We start from the raw sequence: 21,053 nt of genomic DNA, 5'->3' as shown, positions 1-21,053 counted from the left end.
GCGCCGCGAGCCCGAGCGCCGGAAGCGTCAGGTGCGGTGGGCCGCCCCGCCACCGGGCGACGTGGGCGCCGCGTCCCCTTCCGCGCCCTGGTAGGTTTCGATGACGCCGTGGACGCGGCCTGTCACCACGCGAAGCGTCTGAGCGGCGGTGGTCGTCTGCTCGACGCGCCCCAGCGTCTGCTTCATCATCGCGGACAGCGCATCCACCGCGCCGGAGATCTGCGCCACGCCCGCGGCCTGCCGCGCCACCGCCGCTGAAATCTGCTGCACCCCGTCAGTGCTGGTGCGCAGCATGGTGGACAGGCCGCGCAGGCGCTCCCCCGACGCTCGCACCACCTCGATGTCCTGTGCCATCCGGTCCGCGCCCTTCAGGGAGAGCTCCACGACGTGCTGGAGCGACTGGTGCGCGGTGTCCAGGATGCCGCTCACCTGCCCCGCCGCCCGGACGGATTGCCGCGCGAGCCGCCGCATCTCCGTGGCCACCACCGCGAAGCCCTTGCCGTGCTCCCCCGCGCGCGCCGCCTCGATGGCCGCGTTCACCGCCACCATGTGGGACTGGTCCGCCAGGTCCTTCACCGCCAGCGTGACGCTGGAGAGGCGCCGCGTCTGGCCGTCCAGGCCGCGCAGGAGCCCGGCCATCTCCATCACCTGCGCGCGGATGGCCTCCAGGCCCTCCATGCTCTGGCCCAGCATGGCCTCGGCGTCGGCGCCCACGTCCCCCGCCTGGAGCGTGGAGGCGAGGATGGCGTCCGCCTGACGCGAGGCCGTGGAAGACGCCCGCTGCATCTCGTTCGTCGCCGCCTGCGTCTGCGTGAGCGCCGTGGACTGACGCGACAGCATCGCGCGCTGGTCATCGGTGCTCGACACGAGCGAATGGGTCGCCTCCGTCAGCGCCCGCGCCGAGTCCACCAGCGGCTCCACCACCCGCGTGCGCACCTCCCCCTGGGACAGCTCCAGCCACGCCTGCCGCGCCGCCAGCTCCCGGGCATCCTTCACCGCGCCGCGCCCGCCAATCACGAGGAACACGTTCTCGAACACGACCCAGGCGATGTGCTCCCACGCGCGCCAGAGACTGGCGGCCTCCACGCCGAAGATGGACACGGGCCAGTACAGGCCGCGAAGCAGGTGGTCCGCCGCCACCAGCGCCGAGTACAGGAACAACACGCGCACGTCCCGGTACATGGCCAGCAGCGCCAGGGTGCCGAAGATGTGGAAGTGCGTTTCGATGCGCCCATCCGTCAAGTGGATGAGCAGCCCCGACACCAGCGCCTGCGCCGTGGCGATGACGAACCGCGTGGCCTCCCGCCCCGGCAACGTCCACGCCATGGCCACCGGCAGGCTCGCCAGGAGGGTCCCCAACCCCGCCGCCGCCCAGACGTGGGGATGGACCTGACTGGACGTCCCGCTCCAGGTCCGGGGGGACAGCAGCAGGGCCACCACCAGCCCGGCGATCCACTGAAGCACCATCAACACGGAGAACATCCGGTCCGTGCGGCGGCTCAGCGCTTCCTGGTGCGCCTCGAACAACGACCGCGAACGTCGCGCGAGGACGTCGGCATCGAGCGAAACGTTCATCCGGCACTTCCTGTCGAGGCAGCAGGTGGGGCGAAAACGACCCCAACCCTATCCGCTCATTACCTCGAAGCGTAAGTCCAGGCGGAATTTTTCAATGATAACTGATTTTCAGGACTACCGGGTGCAGTGAGACCCCCGTGCTTCACGGGGCCCGCTCACGTCTGGGCCCGGCGGGCGGCCTTCTTTTCGCGCTCGCCCAGCGCGGCCTGGAGGTACTTGCCCGCCAGCTTCCGGCCGATGAGCTCCTGGGCAATCTCCCCGGCCTCCACCAGCCGGTCCAGGTTGATGCCCGTGTCCACGCCCATGCCATGGAGCATGAAGACGGCGTCCTCGGTGGCCAGGTTCCCCGCCGCGCCCGGGGCATAGGGGCACCCACCCAGACCGCCAATGCTGGCGTCGAACGTCGTCACGCCCGCGGACAGGCCCACCAGCGCGTTCGCCAGCGCGGTGCCGCGCGTGTCGTGCAGGTGTAGCGCCAGCTTCTCCACGGGGAGGTGCTGCAGCAGCGCCTCCAGGAGGCTTTCCGTCTGGCGCGGCGTGCCGATGCCAATCGTGTCTCCCAGGCTGAGCTGGTAGATGCCCGCGTCGACGAGCCGCCGGCAGATGTCCACCACGCGCTCCACCGGGACGTCGCCCTCATAGGGGCAGCCCCACACGGTGGACAGGTAGCCGCGCACGCGCATGCCCGCCTGGAGCGCGGAGGCCGTCACCTCGCGCGCCCCCACCACGGCCTCGGCGATGCTCTTGTTGATGTTCTTCTTCGAGTGCGCCTCGGAGGCGGAGATGAAGACGGCGGCCTCCTCCAGGCCCGCGTCCTTCGCGCGCTCCAGGCCCCTCAGGTTGGGCACCAGCGCGGAGAACACGACGCCCTCGCGCCGGCCCACCAGCCGCAGCAGCTCCTCGGCGTCCGCGAGCTGGGGAATCCACTTGGGTGACACGAACGACGTCACCTCGATGCGCTTCTCCCCCGCGGCCACCAGCGCGTTGATGAGGCGCGCCTTGTCCCGCGTGGGCAGCGTGCGCAGCTCGTTCTGCAAGCCGTCCCGAGGGCCGACTTCGTAGACATCGACCTGCCTGGGCAACTGGCCCAGCCAGCCCAACCTCGCCCTGGAGTGTTCCTTCAGCTCAGCCATGGCGCCGCTCCGCTCCCACAATCAGGTCGGTTGACTGCGCGTCCAGCGGCTCACCCGCCACGCCACCGTGCACCCAGACGACGGAAAACCCCGTGCTTTCCAACAGCCGCACCCAATCCGCAAGGGGATAGTAACGAAGGGAATAGGATGCGCGCAGGCATCGCCCCTCCGGGGAGGTCAGCGTCCGCTGTCCCTCGTCCCGCCCCGTCGAGGCGTCGAAGCAGCTCTCCTCCTCCAGGACGCTTCCATCCGGCAGCGTCTCGCGGAAGGCCGCCCGGGGGGATGCCGCCAGTCGCTCATACGGCACCGTCTGGAACACCCACCGTCCTCCTGGCCGCAGCACGCGCGCGACCTCGCGGAGGATGTGCATGTGCTCGCCATCCGTGAAGGCGGCCAGCGTCGAGTACCACGCATAGGCCCCCGCCAGGGACGCCTCGCGAAACGGCAGGGCCCGCAAGTCTCCCTGGACCGCCGGGAAGCCCGGGCGCCGCATGGCCAGGGACAGTGCGTCCAGCTCCAGCCCGATGACGCGCCCCGCCAGAGGCCCCGCTGCGTTCAACCGCGCCGCGTGACGGCCATGTCCGCACCCCAGGTCCACCACCGGCGCCGGCCCCGCCACGTCCGCGAAGGCCCGGGCCAGGTAGTCCACCTCGCGCGCGGTGACGGCCTCCGACAGGAACGGCAGCGTGCTGCGCAGGTAGAGCTCCCCGAAGAAGCTCATCGCGACGGCAGGCCCGCGCGAAGGCGCCGCACGGCTTCATCCAGCACCGCCTCCGTCTTGCAGAAGGCGAAGCGGGCCAACCCCTGCCCCAGGTGCCGGTGCTCGGGGCCATAGAAGACGCTGGGCGGAATGGCCGCCACGCCCACCTCGGACACCAGGTGGCGGCAGAAGGCCACGTCATCGGCGAAGCCCTGGCGCGCGATGTCCGCGAGGATGAAGTAGCTGCCCTCCGGGGCGAACGCCGTCAGCCCGGCCTCGCGCAGCCCGGTGAGCAGCCGCTCCCGCTTCGCCGCGTAGGACGCCGTCAGCGCCGTGAAGTACGCGTCCGGCAGCCGCAGCGCCTCCGCCATGGCGGCCTGCAGCGGCGCGGCGGTGGCGAAGGTCACGAACTGGTGGGCCCGCTGCACCGCGTCCCGCAGCGGCGGCGGCGCGATGACCCAGCCCACCTTCCAGCCCGTGAGACTGAACGTCTTCCCGCCGCTGCTCACCGTCACGGTGCGCTCGGCCAGCCCGGGCAGCGTGGCCGGACGCAGGTGGCGCGCGGGCTCGAAGACGATGTGCTCGTACACCTCGTCGGAGAGGACCTTCACGTCGAACTCCGCGCACAGCTCGCCCAGGAACGTCAGCTCGTCGCGGGTGAACACCTTCCCCGTCGGGTTGTGCGGCGTGTTGAGGATGAGCAGCCGGGTGCGCGGACCGAAGGCGGCGCGGACCTCGTCCCGGTCGAACCACCACTGCGCGTGGCCCGCGTCTGGCGGGCGCAGCGGCACGAAGCGCGCGGTGGCCCCCGCGAAGGTGATGTTGGCGTCGTAGGAGTCGTAGAAGGGCTCGAAGGCCACCACCTCGTCGCCCGGGTCCACCAACCCCAGCAACGTGTCGAGGATGGCCTCGGTGGCGCCGCTCGTCACCGTCACCATGGTGTCCGGGTCCACCGCCTGGCCGTGGAAGCGCGCCGAGTGCTCGGCGATGGCCACGCGCAGCTCCCGGGCACCCGCGCCCATGGCGTACTGATTGCCCCCGTCACGGATGGCGCGCTGCGCGGCTTCCTTGATGGCCGCTGGGCCGTCGAAGTCCGGGAACCCCTGCCCCAGGTTCACCGCGCCGTGGCGGGCGGCCAGGGCGCTGAACTCGGAGAAGACGGTGGTGGCGAACCGGGTGACTCGCTGCGCGGCTACGGGCCTGGACATGGACGTCGGCTCCTAGCGCCGCGAACAGTCCGGGCGCTCAGGGCCTGACGATAGCGTCCACCTGCATGGAACGCGCGTCCTTCACCACTTCCCGCTGGCGGGCCGCCCGGGAGACGCCCAGCGCCAGCCCCGTCACCACCATGACCAGGGGCACCGCGCAGAGCAGGTCCGTGGCGTAGTGGAAGCGGCCCACTAGCGTGGCCGCGATGAGCCCCAGGCCCGGCAGCAACATCACCCAGAAGACGCGGCGGGAGAACCGCCACGCGTAATACAACACCAGCAGCGTGGCGCCGGTGTGTCCCGACGGGAAGCAGTCACGCGCGAACAGCGGCTTGCGCATGAGCGAGTCCAGCAGCGGCGTCAGCGTTCCGCGCAGCGGCCCATCGAACGCGTCGATGAGGAAGTAGCGAGGCCCCACCGCCGGCACCAGCGCGTAGGCCGCGTAGTTGAGAAAGAAGAGCAGCCCCAACGCGGTGAGGTACTCGTTGTACTCCGCGCCGCCCTGGCGCCGGTAGAGCACCAGTCCCAGCACCAGCGCCCAGACGAAGTGGCCGTAGTAGCAGACCATCAGGATGTCGTTGAGCCACGCCGGGACGACGCGCGACAGCACCACCGCCGCCTGCATGCCGAAGAGCCGCTGGTCGGCCGCCACCAGCTGCGCGTCCTTCAGGAGGGGGTTCACCGTGTCCACCACGGGCGCCAGCCAGTCATGCGTCAGCACCGCCGTGGGCAGCAGCCACCAGTCCGCGAGGAGGTGGAGCCACCGGTGCCCCGGGAATGACGCAGCCAGCGTGCGGAGGACGAGCGGCCCCACGCCCACCACCGCGAACAATCCCGCGCAGCGCAGCGCATCCGGCGCCCAGCGGCCCGGCCCCAGCAGGAGCAGCGCCGCCAGCGCGCAGGACACGACGACGATGAGGTCCACGGTGGTGAGCTGGACCCGCACCTCGTCACCGCGCACGCTTTGGGAAACCCAGGCACTCACGCCGACTTACGCTCCCCCGGCTGCGCGTCTCGCGCGCCAGAAACGCCGAGCTCGAGGCTCTGAACGACCGCCCCCTTCCCCGCCACCCTACTCTCGCGCCCCGTCCACCGCTCCAGCAAGGCGAGCAGCGCGGGGAAGAAGACCGTGGTCCCCAAGAAGGTGCACATGACCCCCAGTAGCGCAATCTGACCGATACTCCGCAGCCCCTGGTGGTTGGCGACCAGCAGCGCGCCATACCCGGCCGCGTTGGACAGCGTGGCCACCACGGCCGCCAGCCCCGTGTGGCGCACCACCTTGCCGAGCGAGCCGGGCCCCTCTTCCTCGTACCGGTGGAACAGGTGCACCGAGTTGTCCACGGCGATGGCCAGCAGGTTGGGCAGCACCACCGCGTTGATGAAGTTGAGTTGGACGTCGAAGAGGTACATGCCCCCCGCCAGGCACGTCATGCCCAGGAACAGCGGCCCGGTGACGAGCAACGCGCGCTTGAAGCCGCGCAGGCCCACCAGGATGACGACGAACACCACCACGGCGGCGGACCCCAGGATGAGCGGCCCGTCCGCGCTCACCAGCGCGAAGATGCGCGCGGCGATGCGGTTGCTGTCCAGCACGGCCAGGTCGATGCCGCGCGCGCTCACGCCCTCCACCACCTGGTCGATTTGCGTGGCCCAGCGCCGCAGCTCCTCGGTGTCGGAGTTGGAGACGGACGGGAACAGGAGCAGGAAGGTGCCCTTCCCGTCCGTGGCCTCGAAGCGCCGGCGCACCTCCACCGGCACCGCCTCCAGGCCGTAGGGCTTCGCCGCCAGCATCCGCTGGAACTCCTGGAGCCTCGCGTCCTCGCGAAGCGCCGCGGGCAGGTCCTCCAGGCCCTGGAAGGCCTCGCGCAGGGCCGCCAGCTCCACCTCCCGGCGCTCGACATCGGAAGGCAGCAGGTCGTTGAGGGACGCGGAGCCGAGGATGGCGGAGTCCGCGCCGTTGCGCTGCTTCACCTCCGCGATGACGGCCTCCACCTGCGCGGCCTGCGCCACGTCGTCCACCAGGAAGATGGCCGGGTTGAGGGGCTGGCCCAGCTGCTCGGTGACGCGGTCATCCAGGCGCGACGCCGGGGACTCGCCCTTGAGCTTGCGCATGTCCGTCTCGAAGCCCAGCTGGGGCGCCACGGAGACGGAGAACGCGGCGAAGCCCACCACCGACAGCGCCAGCGCGGCGATGACGCCCGTGGGCCAGCGCCGCCACGCCCGCTCCGGCGGGGCCACCTGGGACGCGGTGGCCTCCGCCGCCACGTCCGCGCGGGCCGGACGCAGGCGCTCCGCGATGGCCAGCAGCGACGGCCCCATCGCATACGTCGCGAGCACGGCCAGCAGCACGCCCAGGCCGGCCAGCAGGCCGAACTGGTTGAAGGCCTGGAACTGGGCCAGCAGCAGCACGAAGAACGCCGCCGCGTTCGTCACCGCGGACGTCACCGCGCCGCGGAAGGTGCCGCGCACCGCCGTGGCGATGGCCTCGCGCGCCGGACGCGTGCGCCGCTCCTCCCAGTACCGCATGCACAGGTGGACGCCGTACTCGATGCCCAGGCCAATCAAGATGGCGACGAGGAAGCCCGTCACGATGTTGAGGTGGCCAATGGCGAGCTGCGCCGCAGCGAACGTCAGCACCACGCCCACCATGACGGGGATGCCGACGACGGCCAGCGCCGCGACGCGCCGCGTGGCGAGCAGGATGAGGCCCACCGCGATGAGCGCGGACAGCGTGCCCGCGCGCGACAGGTCGCCGCGCATCACCGCGTCCTCTTCGATGCGCCCCTGGAAGTTGCCCGTGGCCTGCAGCGCCACGCCCGGATAGCGCCGCGCCGCGAGCGCGCGCCCGGTGCCCATGGCCTGGTCCACGAAGCGCCGCGCGAAGGCCAGGTCTCCCGCCGTCCCGGACGGCTTGATCATCAAATAGACTTCGGTGCCGTCCACGCTGGCCAGCGTCTCGCGCATGGGCGCGTCCGGCGCGTGCTTCTTCGCGATGGCCTCGAAGTCCGGCGGCTCCGGCGTGCCCCCCAGGTCGAAGAAGAACGGGTTGGCGCGCTGCCGCTCGTAGCGCATGCGCGCCGTCAGGTCCTGGCGCAGCGAGGCGAGTTTCTCGATGGGCAATAACAGCAGCGCATTTCGACGAAAGAAGTCCACGTCATAGCGGTGCTCGACGTAGCGGACCTCCGGCATCGCTTCCAATTGCGTCTGCAATTCGGCCGCGTAGGCCTCCAGGCGCTCCGGAGTGTCTCCCTTTGCAACGAGGACCAGGTAGCCATCCCCGCCTGCCTTCTCTGACACGCGTGTCAGATCCCGCACTTCTGGGGAGCCCCTCGGGAGCAGTTCCACGAACGACCCGCGGAACTCCAACCGAGACGCCAGCGCCACACCGCCCAGCGCGAGCAGTGAGAACACGAGCAACACCTGCCAGGGGCGCGAAACCGCGGCCTGGATGAAGCCTTCGAACCACCGTTGAGACCTGGCCAACGTCGACTCCTCGGGGACCGGCGACGGAGCAAATTCCCGGCCAGTCAGCGGCGCTCTTGAACAGCGGGTGAAATGGAAGGCCTCCAGGCGCGCCACACGGACAGCAGGTGTGCAGCCCGATGCACACCCCCGCGCTCCAGTATCGACTGGAGAACACCGTGTGTCGGACGGCGGGGTGCCATCAAAGTCTCAGTGCTGTCAAGGCGAGCCCGGATGCGGGTGACGACAGCGGGCTGGAGGGCGCGGCGCTTGCCTTGACACTGCCGCGCTCCCTCTTTATTCACGCCCCCGCGTCCCCCGTCAGAGGCCGCCGGACGCAGAAATCCCCGACGCGGATTGCTCCCTGCATCGGGGGGAGTCGCGACTGGAGAGCCCCATGAGCGACGTCTTCGACAAGTGCCGTAACTGGAAGGACTACCGTATCGCGAAGGCGACGGGTCTCTATCCGTACTTTCGCGCCATCGAAGCGTCGCACGGCGCCACCGAGGTGGAGATCGAAGGCAAGCGCGTCATCATGGTCGGGTCCAACAACTACCTGGGCCTGTCCGCCGATCCGCGCGTGAAGGAAGCGGCCATCCAGGCGACGGAGAAGTTCGGTACCACCAGCTCCGGCTCGCGGCTGCTCAACGGCACGCTGGCGCTGCACGAGGAGCTGGAGGCGCGGCTGGCGAGGTTCCTCAACCGCGAGTCCGCCATCGTCATCTCCACGGGCTTCCAGACGAACCTGGCGCTGGCGTCCATCCTGGGCCGGCACGACATCGTGTTCAGTGACCGGCAGAACCACGCCTCGCTGGTGGACGGCATCCGCCTGTCCTTCGCCACCGAGCGCAAGTTCCGCCACAACGACATGGAGCACCTGGAGCAGCTGCTGTCCCAGGCGGACCCCGAGGTGGGCAAGATCATCGTCACCGACGGCGTCTTCTCCATGGAGGGCGACCTCTGCAACCTGCCCCGCATCGTGGAGCTGGCGAAGCACTACAACGCGCGGGTGATGACGGATGACGCGCACGCCATGGGCGTGCTGGGCACGCGGGGCCGGGGCACGTCCGAATACTTCGACTTGGAGAAGGAGACGGACCTCGTCATGGGGACCTTCTCCAAGAGCTTCGCGTCGCTGGGCGGCGTGCTGGCCGGCCCCTTCGAGGTCATCAACTACATCCGCCACAAGGCGCGCTCGGTCATCTTCTCCGCGTCCATGACGCCGGCCTCCATCGCCGCGGCGCTCAAGGCGCTGGAGATCATCGAAGCGGAGCCGGAGCGCCGCGCCCGCCTGCTGGACATCGCGGAGAAGATGCACAACGGCTTCCGCGCCATGGGCTTCGACACGGGCGTGTCGGTGACGCCGGTGGTGCCGGTGCACATCGGCGACCAGGTGAAGTGCTTCCGCTTCTGGCGCGCGCTGCACGAGGCCGGCGTCTTCGCCAACCCGGTGATTCCGCCCGCGGTGGAGCCGGGCCACGCGCTCATCCGCACCTCGTACATGGCCACGCACACGGACGCGCAGCTGGACCGCGTGCTGGACACCTTCGAGAGCATTGGCCGGAAGCTGGGCGTGATTCCGCAGACGCGCCCCACCGTCTATGAGCCGGTGCAGATTGCCCGCCCGGGTACCCGCATCCTGGCCAACCGCGCGAGCGAGATGTGGGCCGCGGGCTCGAACGGCCTGCTGGCCGACGCGGGCGGCATCACCCTGGACCAGTTGTCGCGCATGTCGTCGCGCGAGGTGGCCGGGCGCCTGTTCGACGCGGTGGAGCAGCTCACCTGGCGCGCGGCCAACCTCCAGCCGGAGGACCTGCGCAAGCTGGGCAACGCGCCGATGAAGCTGTGGGAGAAGCGCGGCGAGCTGCCGGGCCTGCTGCTGGAGAAGGGCGCTCACTTCTTCATGCGCAACGGCGTCCACTCCGACCGGAACTGAACCGCCCATGGCCCTGCACGCCGAGTCGCCCCAGCCAGCCCGCGCGTCCCCGCCCATGCCGTCGGACGTGCAGGTGACCCCTGTCCGCGGCGAGGCGGAGCGGATGCAGTTCATCCGCCTCCCCTACGCCCTCTACCAGAGCGACCCGCACTGGGTTGCTCCGCTGGAGATGGAGCGCAGGGACTTCCTGGACCCGAAGAAGAACCCCTTCTTCGAGTACGGCGAGCTGGAGCTGTTCCTCGCCCGGCGTGGCCCGGACGTGGTGGGCCGCATCGCGGCCATCCGCAACCCGCGGCACATGGAGATTCACGGCACGAAGGAGGGCTTCTTCGGCCTCTTCGAGTGCGTGAATGACGCGGGCATCACCCGGAGCCTGCTGGAGGCCGCCGCGTCCTGGCTGCGCCAGCGGGGCATGAACGCCATGCTGGGGCCGGCCAACCTGTCCTCCAACCAGGACTGGGGCCTGCTCATCGACGGCTTCGACACGCCGCCCGCGGTGATGATGCCGCACAACCCGCCCTACTACGCGGCGCTGCTGGAGGCCTGCGGCCTGACGAAGGCCAAGGACCTGTACGCCTACGAGCTGTCGTCCTCCGCGCAGCCGCCGGAGAAGGTGGTGCGCATCGCGGAGAAGCTTCGCGTGCGCGACGGCGTCGTCGTGCGTCCGGTCAACATGAAGGACCTGGACGCCGAGGTGAAGCGCATCCGCGAAATCTACAACTCGGCGTGGGAGAAGAACTGGGGCTTCGTGCCCTTCACCGACGCGGAGTTCGACCACCTGGCCAAGGAGCTCAAGACGGTCGTCCGGCCGGAGCTGGCGCTCGTGGCGGAGGTCCAGGGCGAGCCGGTCGCCTTCTCCCTGACGGTGCCGGATGCCAACCAGGCCATCCGCGCGGCCAACGGGCGGCTCACCACGTTCGGCCTGCCCATCGGCCTGGTGAAGCTGGCGCTGGCCTCGCGCCGCATCAACCGGCTGCGCCTCATCATCCTCGGCATCAAGGAGGGCTACCGGCGCCGCGGCCTGGACGCCATCCTGTACCTGGACACCCTGCGCACGGCGAAGCGGCTGGGCTACGTGGGCGGGGAGATCTCCTGGACGCTCGAGGACAACCACCTGGTCAACCGCGCCATCGAGTCCATGGGCGCGCAGCGCTCCAAGACGTACCGCGTCTACACGCGCGCGCTCTGACCGCGGCCCGCCCCCGAGGAGTCTTCCTTGCGCTTCCTGCTCACTGGCGGAACCGGGTTCATTGGCCAGCGGCTCGCGCGCCGCATCGTGGAGCGTGGCGACACGCTCACCCTCATGGTGCGCGCCAGCTCGCGGCGCGGGCCCCTGGAGGGACTGGGCGCCCGCTTCGTGGTGGCGGACCTGACGACGGGCGCGGGGCTGGCCGAGGCCGTGCGCGACGTGGACTGCGTGCTGCACCTGGCCGGCGTCACCAAGTCCCGCGCGCCCGAGGGCTACCTCGAGGGCAACGCGAAGGGCACCCGCCGGCTGGTGGAGGCCATGGCCGCCCTGCCCCACCCGCCCCGGCTGGTGTACTGCTCGTCGCTGGCCGCCGCCGGTCCGTCCACGCCAGGGCGCCCGCGCCGCGAGGAGGACCCGCCCGCGCCCGTGTCCCTCTACGGCCGCAGCAAGCTGGGCGGAGAGGAGGCGGTGCGGGCGCTCGCGGACCGCGTCCCGTCCGTCATCGTCCGGCCGCCCATCGTCTACGGGCCCGGTGACGTGGAGTTCCTCCCGTCGCTGCTGCCCATGGCGAAGCTGGGGCTGGCGCTGAAGAGCGGCTTCGGCCCCAAGCGCTACTCGCTCATCCACGTGGACGATTTGTGCACCGCCCTGCTCGCGGCCGCGCAGCGCGGCGCCACGGTGACGAAGGAGGACGCGGCGCGCGGCGTGTACGCCGTGTCCGACGGCGTGGAGCACTCCTGGGAGGACGTCTGCGCGGCCATGGCCGGGGCGCTCGGCAAGGGCCGGCCCGCGGTGCTGTCCGTGCCGCAGACGGTCAGCTACATGGTGGGGCTGGGCTCGGAGGCCGTGGCCCGCCTGCGCGGCACGGTGCCCATCCTCAACCGGGACAAGGTGCGGGAGATGCGGTGCCCCGCGTGGACGTGCTCCACCGAGCGCGCGAGCCAGGAGCTGGGCTTCCTGCCCACCATCCCCCTGGCCCAGGGCCTGGCCGGCACCCTGGCCGCGTACCGCGAGGCGGGCGGGCGCTGAAAAGACGAAGGCCGAGGCACCCTTGAAGGGGACCTCGGCCTGGACAGGGGACGCGGACCGCGCTGGGCGTCAGGGGACCGCCGTCTGCCCCGCGCTCTTCTCCGCCGACGCCGCGTTCTCCTTCTCCAGCTGCGCCCGCTTGCTCTTCAGCGTGGACAGCAGGCCGTCGAAGCCCTTGTCGGCGAGCAGCTTGCGGAACTGCCCCTTGTACGTGTCCACCAGCGACACCTCGTCGGTGATGACGTCGTAGATGCGCCACGCCCCGCTGGCCGACGTGCGGTACAGGCGGTACTCGACGGGGACGGCGTCCTTCTTCACCGTCACCGTGGTGCCCACGGAGGCCTCGTTCCCGTCGATGCCTTCCTCGCCGTACTTCACCTGCGCTTGCGCCTGCCCCAGGGCCTTCTGGGCATAGGACGCGCGCAGCAGGCCCGTCATCGTGTCGGTGAACTCCTTGCGCTGGGCGGGCTTGAGGCCGGCCCAGGCCTTGTCACCCAGCGCGCGCTTCGCCAGCTCCTCGAAGTCGACGAACTTCTCCACCACGCTGGCGAGCGACTGCGCGGTGGCGCCGGACGCGTTGGCGGCCTTCTGCACGTCCGCGTTCCCGGATTTGACGACCGTCAGCGGGCCGGGCGCGGCGGCGAGCAAGGTGGCGGCAAGCAGGGAAGCAATCATTCAATGGGCTCCGGGTGAAAGGACGACAGGGAAGACAGTGGTGAGCGCATGGTTATTCACTCGGGGCCAGCGGCGCCCCGGTTACCCGCGCAAGGGCGGCCATTCCTACCCGAACGTCGTGCCAGCTCTTGCCTTTGTCACCTGAAGCCTGGGCATAGGCCGTGAAAGCGTCCACCAGGTCACGGGTGTCACCGGTCCCCAGGTCGAACGCGGTGAAGGCAGCCGTTACCCACCGGCGGGCATTTCGTTCCGCTTCGCCAAAGGCCCGGGCGCGGCTCCAGGCGGCCACCAGTTCGCCGTGCACCTTGGCGACCTCCAGGCGGATGCCCGCGCGAATCTGCTTCTCCTGCGCGCGCAGCTTGTCCAGCTCCGCGCGGGCCTGCTCGAGCTGGGCATCCTTGATGGGAATATCGAACGTCCCCCGCATCACCAGGCCCAGGCCCGCGGTGCGGTCGTTGAATGGATCAAAGGCGAAGGGCGTGCGCTGCCGCGTGGCGCTGGTGGTGAAGCGCACGTCGTAGAAGCCGGCCAGGCCCAGGTCCGGGTAGTAGCTGCGCTCACGGATGAAGACCTCCTGCTCGCGCGCGGCGATGCCCGCGGCGACAGCCGTGAACTCCGGACGGTACTGCTCCGCGCGCACCAGGGCCTGCTCCAGGCTGGGCACCGGCACGTCCTCTTCGAGCTCCAGGTCTTCTTCCACCACCCTCACGTCGTCGTCGGGCCCCGCGTTGGCCAGCAGGCCAATGGCCGCGAGCGCGAGCTGCCGCCCCTGCAGGGCCTCCGCCTTGCGCGCCTCGACAAGCTGCCGGAAGAACCGGACCTTGTACGAGTCCACCGCAGACACCTGGGCGGAGTCTTCCTTGAGCAACCTGTCGATGCGCTGGCCGGCGTCCTCCAGCCGCTTCGACACCTCTTCAATCTGCTGAAGCCCGTTGCGCGCCAGTTGGTAGCCGAAGTACGCCTGCGCCGCCTGGAAGCCGACCTCGTTGCGCATGCGCTCGCGCAGCGCGGCCCCCACCACCGGCCCCTGCGCGCCCGCCTTCTCCAGCGCCGTCAGCTTGCCGAAGGTATAGAGCGGCAGCACCGCGTTGCCGGTGGAGAACATCGTCACGCCGACGCGGCCGAAGTTCAGGTCGCCTTTGAGGGTGGCCTCCGTGGTGGGCGGTCCGCCCAGGCCGTCGTTGCGAGCCTCGGGCGTGGGGCCCCCCGCGCCCACGGTGATTTCGAACCTGGGGAACCAGGCCCAGCGCGCCTGCTGATAGAGCGCCTGGAACTTGCGCAGCTCCGCCGTCGCCTCCTCGACCCGGGAGTCGGATTCACGAGCCCGCGCCACCAGCTGAGCCAGCGTGAGCGGCGCCCGCCGCGCCAGCTTCTCCTCCGAGTCCGGCGCCTCTGTCACGCCGTCCTTCACCTGCTCCGCCTCGGAGGAAGGCTCCAGGGCTGGCGCGGGTGAAATCGCCTGCCCCCGCTGGGAGGGGCCCGGCGTCTCCTCAATCGAGCCGGGGGCGATGGCCGGCGGGCCTGGCGGCAGGTCCCGTCCTCCGGTGCCCTCGCGCGGCGTGGGCCGCGTCCCTCCCGGCGCCCCCGTCCCGGGCACCGTCGTGGGCGCATCGGAAGCAGGCGTCCCCACGTCCGGTGTCGCTGGCGCGGGCGTCGCTCCGGGCGCGGGCGTGGCAGGCGCCGGCGAGCTTCCGGTGCTACCCGATGAAGGGCTGCTCCCCGTCCCGACCGACCCGGGGGTGAGCTGCGCTCCGGCAACGCCCGCCGCGAGCACCAGCGCCACTGTCACGCCATGATCCAGGTGTCTGCGCATCAACCCGCCTTGTGTGGCTCCCATATCCGAGAACCCCACGGAGGCGCAGCATGTCCGTTCGGCATCGAGCCGTCACCGGGGTTGTTCGTCCCAGGGGCGCCCCGGCCGGAGAGGGGGATGCGCCCTGTCGTGGAACCCGTGACACTCGCGCGTTAAAAGGAGTTGGTGGGACGTGACGCATGCAGCAGATTGCGCCCTGTTCCCGAGACAGAGGATCCCCACACATGCCCCATACCGATCGCGTCAAGCAGATCCTGTCGTGGTACCCGTCCGACAACCCCGGCACGCTGACCAACCTGGCCCGGCTGCTGAACACCGGCACGCTGGCCGGCACGGGCAAGCTCGTCATCCTCCCTGTCGATCAAGGCTTCGAGCACGGCCCGGCTCGCTCGTTCGGTCCGAACCCCGCCGGCTACGATCCGGACTACCACATCCAGCTGGCCATCGAGTCGGGCTGCAACGCCTACGCGGCGCCGCTGGGCTTCCTGGAGGCGGTGGCCGGCAAGTACGCGGGTGAGATTCCCCTCATCCTCAAGGTCAACAACTCCGACAGCCTGGCCAAGGTGCCCCACCCCATGTCCGCGGTGACGAGCTCCGTGAAGGACGCCGTCCGCCTGGGCTGCACCGCCGTCGGCTACACCATCTACCCGGGCTCCGGGGCGCGCAACGAGCAGTACGAGGACCTCCGCGACATCATCGCCGAGGCCAAGTCGTACGGCCTGCCCACGGTCCTCTGGGCCTACCCCCGCGGCAACCTGTCCAAGGAGGGTGAGACGGGCATCGACGTGGTGGCGTACGCGGCGCAGATCAGCGCCCAGCTCGGCGCGCACGTCATCAAGGTGAAGCCGCCGCAGGATCACCTCGAGCAGGCCGAGGCGAAGAAGGCGTTCGAGAAGGCTGGCATCGCCACCAAGACGATGGCGGACCGCGTCCGCGAGGTCGTCCGCTCCGCCTTCAACGGCAAGCGCATCGTCATCTTCTCCGGCGGCGAGGCCAAGGGCACCGACGCCCTGCTGGAGGAGATCAAGCAGATCAACGCCGGCGGCGGCTTCGGCTCCATCATGGGCCGCAACGCCTTCCAGCGACCGCACGCGGAGTCCATCAAGCTCCTCAAGGACGTGATGGCCATCTTCGCCGGCAAGGCGTAGGCAGCTCGGCGGCGAACGCCGGAGCCCGAAGGCCCGTCAGCGCCCCGCTGGCGGGCCTTTTTCGTGCGCCACGCAGGCCGCGCGACGCGAAAAAACAAAAAGGCCCGCCAGGTTTCCCTGGCGGGCCTCTTCATTTCAGAGTGGAGCTAATCGGGATCGAACCGATGACCTCTTGAATGCCATTCAAGCGCTCTCCCAGCTGAGCTATAGCCCCGTCTTTGCTACTGAGCCGCTTTGGGGAGCGGCCCGACCGGCGAAGTGGGTGCCTTCTACCGCTTCTTCGCTCCAGGCACCAGAACTCTTTGGGGCCTTGGTGCGTTTTTTTGCTCTTTCAACCGCTCCGCCACTTCGTCCCCTTCCCGGAGGAGATCGGTGAGCTCGCGAGCGTGGGCTTCGACCGCCTGCTCCGCCGCTTCCACCGCCTTGAGCGCGGCGCCGAACCCCGCGGGCAGCTCCAGCCGGCCCTTCTGGACCTGGCGCCAGACGGCTTCGCCCAGCTCCTTGAGCGCCTTCTCCTTCTGATCCTTCAACACGGTGGTGCGAGCGTTCGCCCGGGCCAGGTCCGTGTTGCGCTCCACGGCCTCGCGCAGCTCGGCCAACCGGGCCTGCGCCGCCTGGAAGGCCTCGTTGATCTGCTTCACCACCTCGGACTGCTTCGAGTCGGCCGCCAAGTCAGTCACACTCCTTGAGAACTCAACGATTGCGTAGCGTGCGCTCTCGGAGCCTGTCAACCCGGCCCCGCCCCTGTCCGCCGCAGCCGGGCCGCGAAGAAGCCTCCCCCGGGGACCTTGGGAGGCAACGCCTTCAGATAGGGGCCCTGCGCGGCGAGCGCCGCCCGTTCCGCGCCGAGGACGTCCTCGACCGGCTCCAGCGTGAACTCCGGATGCTTCGCGAGGAAGGCCTCCACCACCGCCTCGTCCTCCTCGGGCAGCACCGAACAGGTCGCATAGACGATGAGTGCACCCGGCTTCGCCTGGCGTGACACCTCTTCCAGCAGCTCCGTCTGCGTGGCCTGGTACTTGGAGATCTCCTGGGCGGTGAGCTTCCACTTCTGATCCGGCTCGCGCGCCAGGGAGCCCGTGCCGCTGCACGGCGCGTCAATCAGCAGGACGTCCGCGTCGGACAGCGGAAGCGGATGCGGAAAGGCGACCTGCCGGAGGGAGAAGTGGCGCACGCGCTCGCGCGCCTCGGCCAGCCTGCGCCGCGAGCGGTCCCCGGCCAGCACCTTGCCCCGGGGCCCGACGAAGTCCGCCAACGCCAGCGTCTTGCCGCCCGCGCCGGCGCACACGTCCGCCACGGTGAAGCCCTCCAGCGGACGGCACAGCTCGGAGATGAGCTGGCTGCCCACGTCCTGCACCTGGAGCCGGCCGGACTTCATCATCCGCGTCTCGAAGACGCGGTGGCTGGAGTCCGTCACCCGCACCGCGTCCGGCGCCGCGGCCACCGGCTCGGCGTTGACGCCCTCCTCCTTCAGCGCCGCCAGCACCGCGTCCCGGGTCCCCGGAGGCCGCGCGCGGAAGTGCAGCGACGGCTCTTCATCGAGCGACGCCAGCAGCCCCTCCAAGATGTCCTCCGGGTACACCTGGGCCAGCCGCTGCACCAACCAGTTGGGGAACGAGTAGCGCAGGGCCAGCCGCTCCGTCTGGGACTCCGGGAGCGGCGCCTCCGGCAGCGGCTGCTCCACCACGCGCTGGAGCAGGTCGTCCTTGATGGTGCGCGGACGCACGGGCCCCGGCAGCCGGACCTCGGGACCGATGCGAGCCCAGCCCTCACCACAGAAGACGCGGCGCCAGAGGGCATAGCGCACCAGCGCCTGGTCCTCCGTCAGCCCCACCTTTCCCATGGTGTGGCCCAGCAACCGGGCCGCCAGGTCCAGCAGGCGCTGGTGCCGGGACAGCTCCCGCACGGCCATGGCGGTGAAGCGCCGCTCCTGGCCGCCCAGGCCATTGGCCTCGCGCAAGGCGTTGGCGAGCGCGGCCTTCAAGGGTTCACCGCGAAGCACCGCGATATGGGCTTCGAGTGCCGCCGTCGCACCACGGCGAGACGGACGACCCAGGCGCTCCGGGTCCACGGGCGTTGCCGGCCAGACGGAATCCACGTGCCTCAGCCCTGCCCTTTCAGTCCCACGCCCACCACCAGACAGCCCGCCGGGCTGCGCATCCGAGGCGTCTGCCCGGCCCCCAGGAAGAAATACCCGGGCGCCGCATGCGAAACGCCATCCACTTCAAGTACGCCTTCGACCACCTGAATCCCCACGCCCCCGGGTGTCGGGTGGACCGCCCCGTTGAAGTCGCCTCCGGCCGTCACCGACACCCACACCGCCTTCAGCGCGTCTTCCCGCGCGAACTGGACGTGGGCGCCCTCCGGCGACCAGGCGCTCGCGGGAGGCCGCTGGCCCTGGGTGGCCAGCCGCTCCACATCCTGACGCAGCGCAATGAAGCGCTCCACCAGGGCGTAGATGTCGTCAATCTGGAACGGCTTGATGAGGATGGCGTCCGCCACCTGGGGCTGGACGGTCTGGATCACCTCGTCCGGCGTCGCGGCGCTGACAATGGCCACCGCCTGCTGACGCTTCCGGGCCGCCTCGACGACCGTCCGGCCGCCCAGCTCACCTCCCGCGATGCGCAGGTCGCTGATGACCAGGACGAAGCGCTCGGCCTGGAGGGCCGCGACCGCTTCCTCCCCGGTGCTGACCGCATGGACCTCCGCGAGCTCGGAGATGAGCTCGCCCATGCCTTCCCGCAGGCTCGCGTCATCCTCGACCAGCAACACCCTCATTGACGGGGGACCTCCGCCGCCCCTACCTGCTGGAGCCTGTCCTTTATCAGGACCGGGCGCGTCCAGCGCAAGAGCAGCGCGCCGGTCCTGCCCTTCGGATGATGGCCCTCCCCGGACTCGAACCGGGACGCGGGGTCAGCCGCAGCGGATTTTGAGTCCGCCTCGTCTACCAATTTCGACAGAGGGCCCCCTGCTGTCGCGACGAGCAGACGTATACCGCGACTTGATACCAAGTGCATCCGAAGATTGCGGTGCTCCACGCACATCGCTAAGAGGGGCCCCCCATGTACAACCTTCTCATTTCCCTCGGTGTGGGAATCGCCGTCGCGCTCCTGGTGAAGGTCGCCGGCTTCTCCATCTGGGCGGGGCTCGTCCCCGGAGTCCTGGCCCTCGTTGGCACCTACATCGTGCTCGCTCGCCGGGTGGCCAGCCGCGTCCAGGCGCTGATGACGGTGGTCCAGAAGGACCTTCAGTCCCAGCCCAGCAGCCAGAAGGACGCCCAGTCGCGGGTGGACCGGGCGGTGAAGACGCTGGAGCAGGGCCTTGTCTACGACAAGTGGCAGTTCCTGGTCGGTCCGGAGCTTCACTCCCAGATCGGCATGCTGAAGTACATGGTGAAGGACCACGACGGCGCCAAGGCCGCCTTCGCCAGGGGCAGCGGCCGCAATTACATGGCCAAGGCCATGGAAGGCGCCCTGTACTTCCAGCGCAAGGACTTCGACGCCATGAAGAAGGCGTTCGAGTCCGCGACGAAGAGCGGCAAGAAGGAATCCATTGTCTGGGCGGCCTATGCCTGGTGCCTGATCCAGAACAAGGACAAGGACGGCGCGCTGCGCGTGCTCGCCCGGGGCGTGGAGGAGAACCCCAAGGACGAGAAGCTCAAGGGCAGCCTCTCCCAGCTCCAGAACGACAAGCGCCTGAAGATGAAGCCGTACGAGCCCATGTGGTGGCAGTTCGGGCTCGAGGCGCCGCCGCCGGTCATGCCCCCCATGGGCGGCCGCCGCATGCAGTTCAACACCCGACGCTAGCGGCTCGGCGCGCGGCCCTCGAGCGTCTGCCCGCGCACGGGAATATCTACCGGTCTGCCCCTCGGCGCGCTGCAACGTCTTCCGACCCTGTACAACAGGGTGACGCAGAGGGTGCGCAACCGCCCGGAAACACTCTGACTGCCCTCCCCCACCGCGGGGCATGGTGCTTGCTCCCGCACCGTGCTCACGGATGGCGGGGAGAGGCCCCGTCTCACGGAGCCTGACAGGCTTGGCAGCCGGAGGTCTCGGGTGAAGGTTGTGGGCATTGGGGTGTGCTTGCAGGACCGGGCGGCGGCGGATGCGCGTGGGGCGCAAGGGCGTTGGGAGCACACGGCAGGGCGTGGCACCCGAGACTTTCGGCCTGCCATTTCGCAGCAGCCGAATGAAGCGGAGTGGTGCATGGAACGGCGCGGCCGGACCTCCGAGCGGTCCCTTCTGCTCGTCATCGAAGACGACGCCCAGGTCCGCGAGAGCCTCGTGGACCTGCTCGCCATCCGCTTCGATGTGCTCGCCGCACCGGATTCGGATGCGGGGCTGGAGCTGGCGCGGGAGCACCGCCCGGACCTCATCCTCCTGGACAGGTTCCTTCCCAGTGGAGACGGGCTCGCGGTGCTGGAGATGCTCCAGCGCGAGTCGCGCACGGAGGCGGTGCCCGTCATCTTCCTGACGGGCGACGCGGACGAGGCCACGCTGGAGCGCTGCCTGGAGATGGGCGCCGTGGACTTCATCCACAAGCCGGCCAGCGCGCGGGAGCTGCTGGCCCGTATCGACCGGGCGCTGCGCCAGAGCGAGCAGCAGCGCCGGCTGCAGATCCTCGCGCAGACGGACGGCCTCACGGGGCTGGCCAACTTCCGGGCGCTGACGCTCCGGATGGAAGAAGAGTTCCGCCGGGCCCAGCGCTATCAGTACCCGCTGAGCGTCGTCATCATCGACCTGGACCACCTCAAGGCCATCAACGACGGCATGGGCCATGACGTGGGCAACCGGGCGATCCTCGCGCTGGCCACCCAGCTGAAGCACGAGCTGCGCGAGTCGGACTTCGCGGCCCGCTTCGGTGGAGACGAGTTCGTCGCGCTGCTGCCGCACCAGACGGCGCTGGAAGCAGCCGTCTTCGCCGAGCGCATCCGCACCGGGCTGCGCGCCGTCGGCGTCCAGAAGAACGACGGCCGCCCTGCCCCCTTCGGACTGAGTGTCAGTGTGGGCATCGCCGACCATACCTTCGAAGGGCCTCGCGAGGACACCGAGTCGCTGATGAAGGCGGCGGACGCGGCCCTCTACGAGGCAAAGCGCGAGGGGCGGGACCGGGTCGTCGTGTTCGGCAGGCCCGCGAATTCGCCTCCAGCGCAGCGGCACTGAACGGGGCGCGGTGAGGCAGGCAA

At 70.0% G+C, this 21,053-nt stretch carries 17 protein-coding genes and 2 tRNA genes; 6 read left to right on the top strand and 13 right to left on the bottom strand.

Annotation, left to right across the window (positions count from 1 at the left end):
- Positions 1–27 precede the first annotated feature (27 nt).
- From KGD87_RS08025 to KGD87_RS08000, 6 genes are all read right to left on the bottom strand, one after another.
- The gene (locus KGD87_RS08025; RefSeq protein WP_284666880.1) at positions 28–1,575 is read right to left on the bottom strand and encodes a methyl-accepting chemotaxis protein; all 1,548 of its coding nucleotides are present in this window, start codon (positions 1,573–1,575) and stop codon (positions 28–30) included.
- Positions 1,576–1,730: 155 nt separating this feature from the next.
- Positions 1,731–2,708, bottom strand: coding sequence for a hydroxymethylglutaryl-CoA lyase (locus tag KGD87_RS08020; RefSeq protein ID WP_284666879.1), 978 nt, complete (start codon positions 2,706–2,708; stop codon positions 1,731–1,733).
- Positions 2,701–3,429: a class I SAM-dependent methyltransferase gene (locus KGD87_RS08015; protein WP_284666878.1), complete on the bottom strand. Its 729-nt coding sequence runs from the start codon at positions 3,427–3,429 to the stop codon at positions 2,701–2,703. The genes KGD87_RS08020 and KGD87_RS08015 overlap by 8 nt, the downstream gene beginning before the upstream one ends.
- Positions 3,426–4,616 (bottom strand): aminotransferase class I/II-fold pyridoxal phosphate-dependent enzyme, encoded by a 1,191-nt coding sequence (locus tag KGD87_RS08010; RefSeq protein WP_284666877.1) that lies wholly within the window; start codon positions 4,614–4,616, stop codon positions 3,426–3,428. Before KGD87_RS08010 ends, KGD87_RS08015 begins: the two co-directional genes overlap by 4 nt.
- A gap of 37 nt (positions 4,617–4,653) precedes the next feature.
- Positions 4,654–5,562: a phosphatase PAP2 family protein gene (locus tag KGD87_RS08005; protein WP_502888034.1), complete on the bottom strand. Its 909-nt coding sequence runs from the start codon at positions 5,560–5,562 to the stop codon at positions 4,654–4,656.
- 35 nt (positions 5,563–5,597) lie between these two features.
- Positions 5,598–8,099, bottom strand: a complete 2,502-nt coding sequence (locus KGD87_RS08000) for an efflux RND transporter permease subunit (RefSeq protein ID WP_284666875.1) — start codon at positions 8,097–8,099, stop codon at positions 5,598–5,600.
- A gap of 376 nt (positions 8,100–8,475) precedes the next feature.
- Here KGD87_RS08000 and KGD87_RS07995 point away from each other — a divergent pair, with 376 nt between their 5' ends.
- Genes KGD87_RS07995 through KGD87_RS07985 form a run of 3 tightly spaced genes read left to right on the top strand, consistent with a single transcriptional unit; the run spans position 8,476 to position 12,232 of the window.
- Positions 8,476–10,014: an aminotransferase class I/II-fold pyridoxal phosphate-dependent enzyme gene (locus KGD87_RS07995; protein WP_284666874.1), complete on the top strand. Its 1,539-nt coding sequence runs from the start codon at positions 8,476–8,478 to the stop codon at positions 10,012–10,014.
- Positions 10,015–10,021: 7 nt separating this feature from the next.
- The gene (locus tag KGD87_RS07990; RefSeq protein WP_284666873.1) at positions 10,022–11,203 is read left to right on the top strand and encodes a GNAT family N-acetyltransferase; all 1,182 of its coding nucleotides are present in this window, start codon (positions 10,022–10,024) and stop codon (positions 11,201–11,203) included.
- 27 nt (positions 11,204–11,230) lie between these two features.
- Positions 11,231–12,232, top strand: a complete 1,002-nt coding sequence (locus KGD87_RS07985) for an NAD-dependent epimerase/dehydratase family protein (protein ID WP_284666872.1) — start codon at positions 11,231–11,233, stop codon at positions 12,230–12,232.
- A gap of 69 nt (positions 12,233–12,301) precedes the next feature.
- Here the strand turns inward: KGD87_RS07985 and KGD87_RS07980 are convergent, their stop codons facing one another.
- Together KGD87_RS07980 and KGD87_RS07975 are read right to left on the bottom strand one after the other, a co-directional pair.
- Positions 12,302–12,907, bottom strand: a complete 606-nt coding sequence (locus KGD87_RS07980; RefSeq protein WP_163785149.1) for an MlaC/ttg2D family ABC transporter substrate-binding protein — start codon at positions 12,905–12,907, stop codon at positions 12,302–12,304.
- A gap of 52 nt (positions 12,908–12,959) precedes the next feature.
- On the bottom strand, positions 12,960–14,720 hold the full coding sequence (locus tag KGD87_RS07975; RefSeq protein ID WP_284666871.1) for a TolC family protein: 1,761 nt from the start codon (positions 14,718–14,720) through the stop codon (positions 12,960–12,962).
- A gap of 224 nt (positions 14,721–14,944) precedes the next feature.
- On the opposite strand from KGD87_RS07975, the gene KGD87_RS07970 reads away from it, so the two are divergent.
- Positions 14,945–15,868, top strand: coding sequence for a class I fructose-bisphosphate aldolase (locus tag KGD87_RS07970; RefSeq protein WP_284666870.1), 924 nt, complete (start codon positions 14,945–14,947; stop codon positions 15,866–15,868).
- A gap of 141 nt (positions 15,869–16,009) precedes the next feature.
- On the opposite strand, the gene KGD87_RS07965 is transcribed toward KGD87_RS07970, so the two are convergent.
- From KGD87_RS07965 to KGD87_RS07945, 5 genes are all read right to left on the bottom strand, one after another.
- Positions 16,010–16,082: transfer RNA gene (locus KGD87_RS07965), tRNA-Ala, on the bottom strand.
- A gap of 55 nt (positions 16,083–16,137) precedes the next feature.
- Positions 16,138–16,539, bottom strand: coding sequence for a hypothetical protein (locus KGD87_RS07960; RefSeq protein WP_284666869.1), 402 nt, complete (start codon positions 16,537–16,539; stop codon positions 16,138–16,140).
- 56 nt (positions 16,540–16,595) lie between these two features.
- The gene (locus KGD87_RS07955) at positions 16,596–17,870 is read right to left on the bottom strand and encodes an RsmB/NOP family class I SAM-dependent RNA methyltransferase (RefSeq protein WP_502888033.1); all 1,275 of its coding nucleotides are present in this window, start codon (positions 17,868–17,870) and stop codon (positions 16,596–16,598) included.
- Positions 17,871–17,971: 101 nt separating this feature from the next.
- The gene (locus KGD87_RS07950; protein ID WP_284666867.1) at positions 17,972–18,646 is read right to left on the bottom strand and encodes a response regulator; all 675 of its coding nucleotides are present in this window, start codon (positions 18,644–18,646) and stop codon (positions 17,972–17,974) included.
- A 102-nt stretch (positions 18,647–18,748) separates the two neighbouring features.
- Positions 18,749–18,834: transfer RNA gene (locus KGD87_RS07945), tRNA-Leu, on the bottom strand.
- 96 nt (positions 18,835–18,930) lie between these two features.
- On the opposite strand from KGD87_RS07945, the gene KGD87_RS07940 reads away from it, so the two are divergent.
- Both KGD87_RS07940 and KGD87_RS07935 read left to right on the top strand, forming a co-directional pair.
- Positions 18,931–19,674, top strand: a complete 744-nt coding sequence (locus KGD87_RS07940) for a tetratricopeptide repeat protein (RefSeq protein ID WP_284666866.1) — start codon at positions 18,931–18,933, stop codon at positions 19,672–19,674.
- A 399-nt stretch (positions 19,675–20,073) separates the two neighbouring features.
- Positions 20,074–21,030, top strand: coding sequence for a GGDEF domain-containing protein (locus tag KGD87_RS07935; RefSeq protein WP_284666865.1), 957 nt, complete (start codon positions 20,074–20,076; stop codon positions 21,028–21,030).
- Positions 21,031–21,053: the final 23 nt, after the last annotated feature.

Origin of the sequence: Myxococcus sp. SDU36, from assembly GCF_030168875.1 — a bacterium.
Taxonomy (GTDB): Bacteria; Myxococcota; Myxococcia; order Myxococcales; family Myxococcaceae; genus Myxococcus; species Myxococcus vastator.
This window is presented reverse-complemented; position numbering and strand designations above follow the sequence as displayed.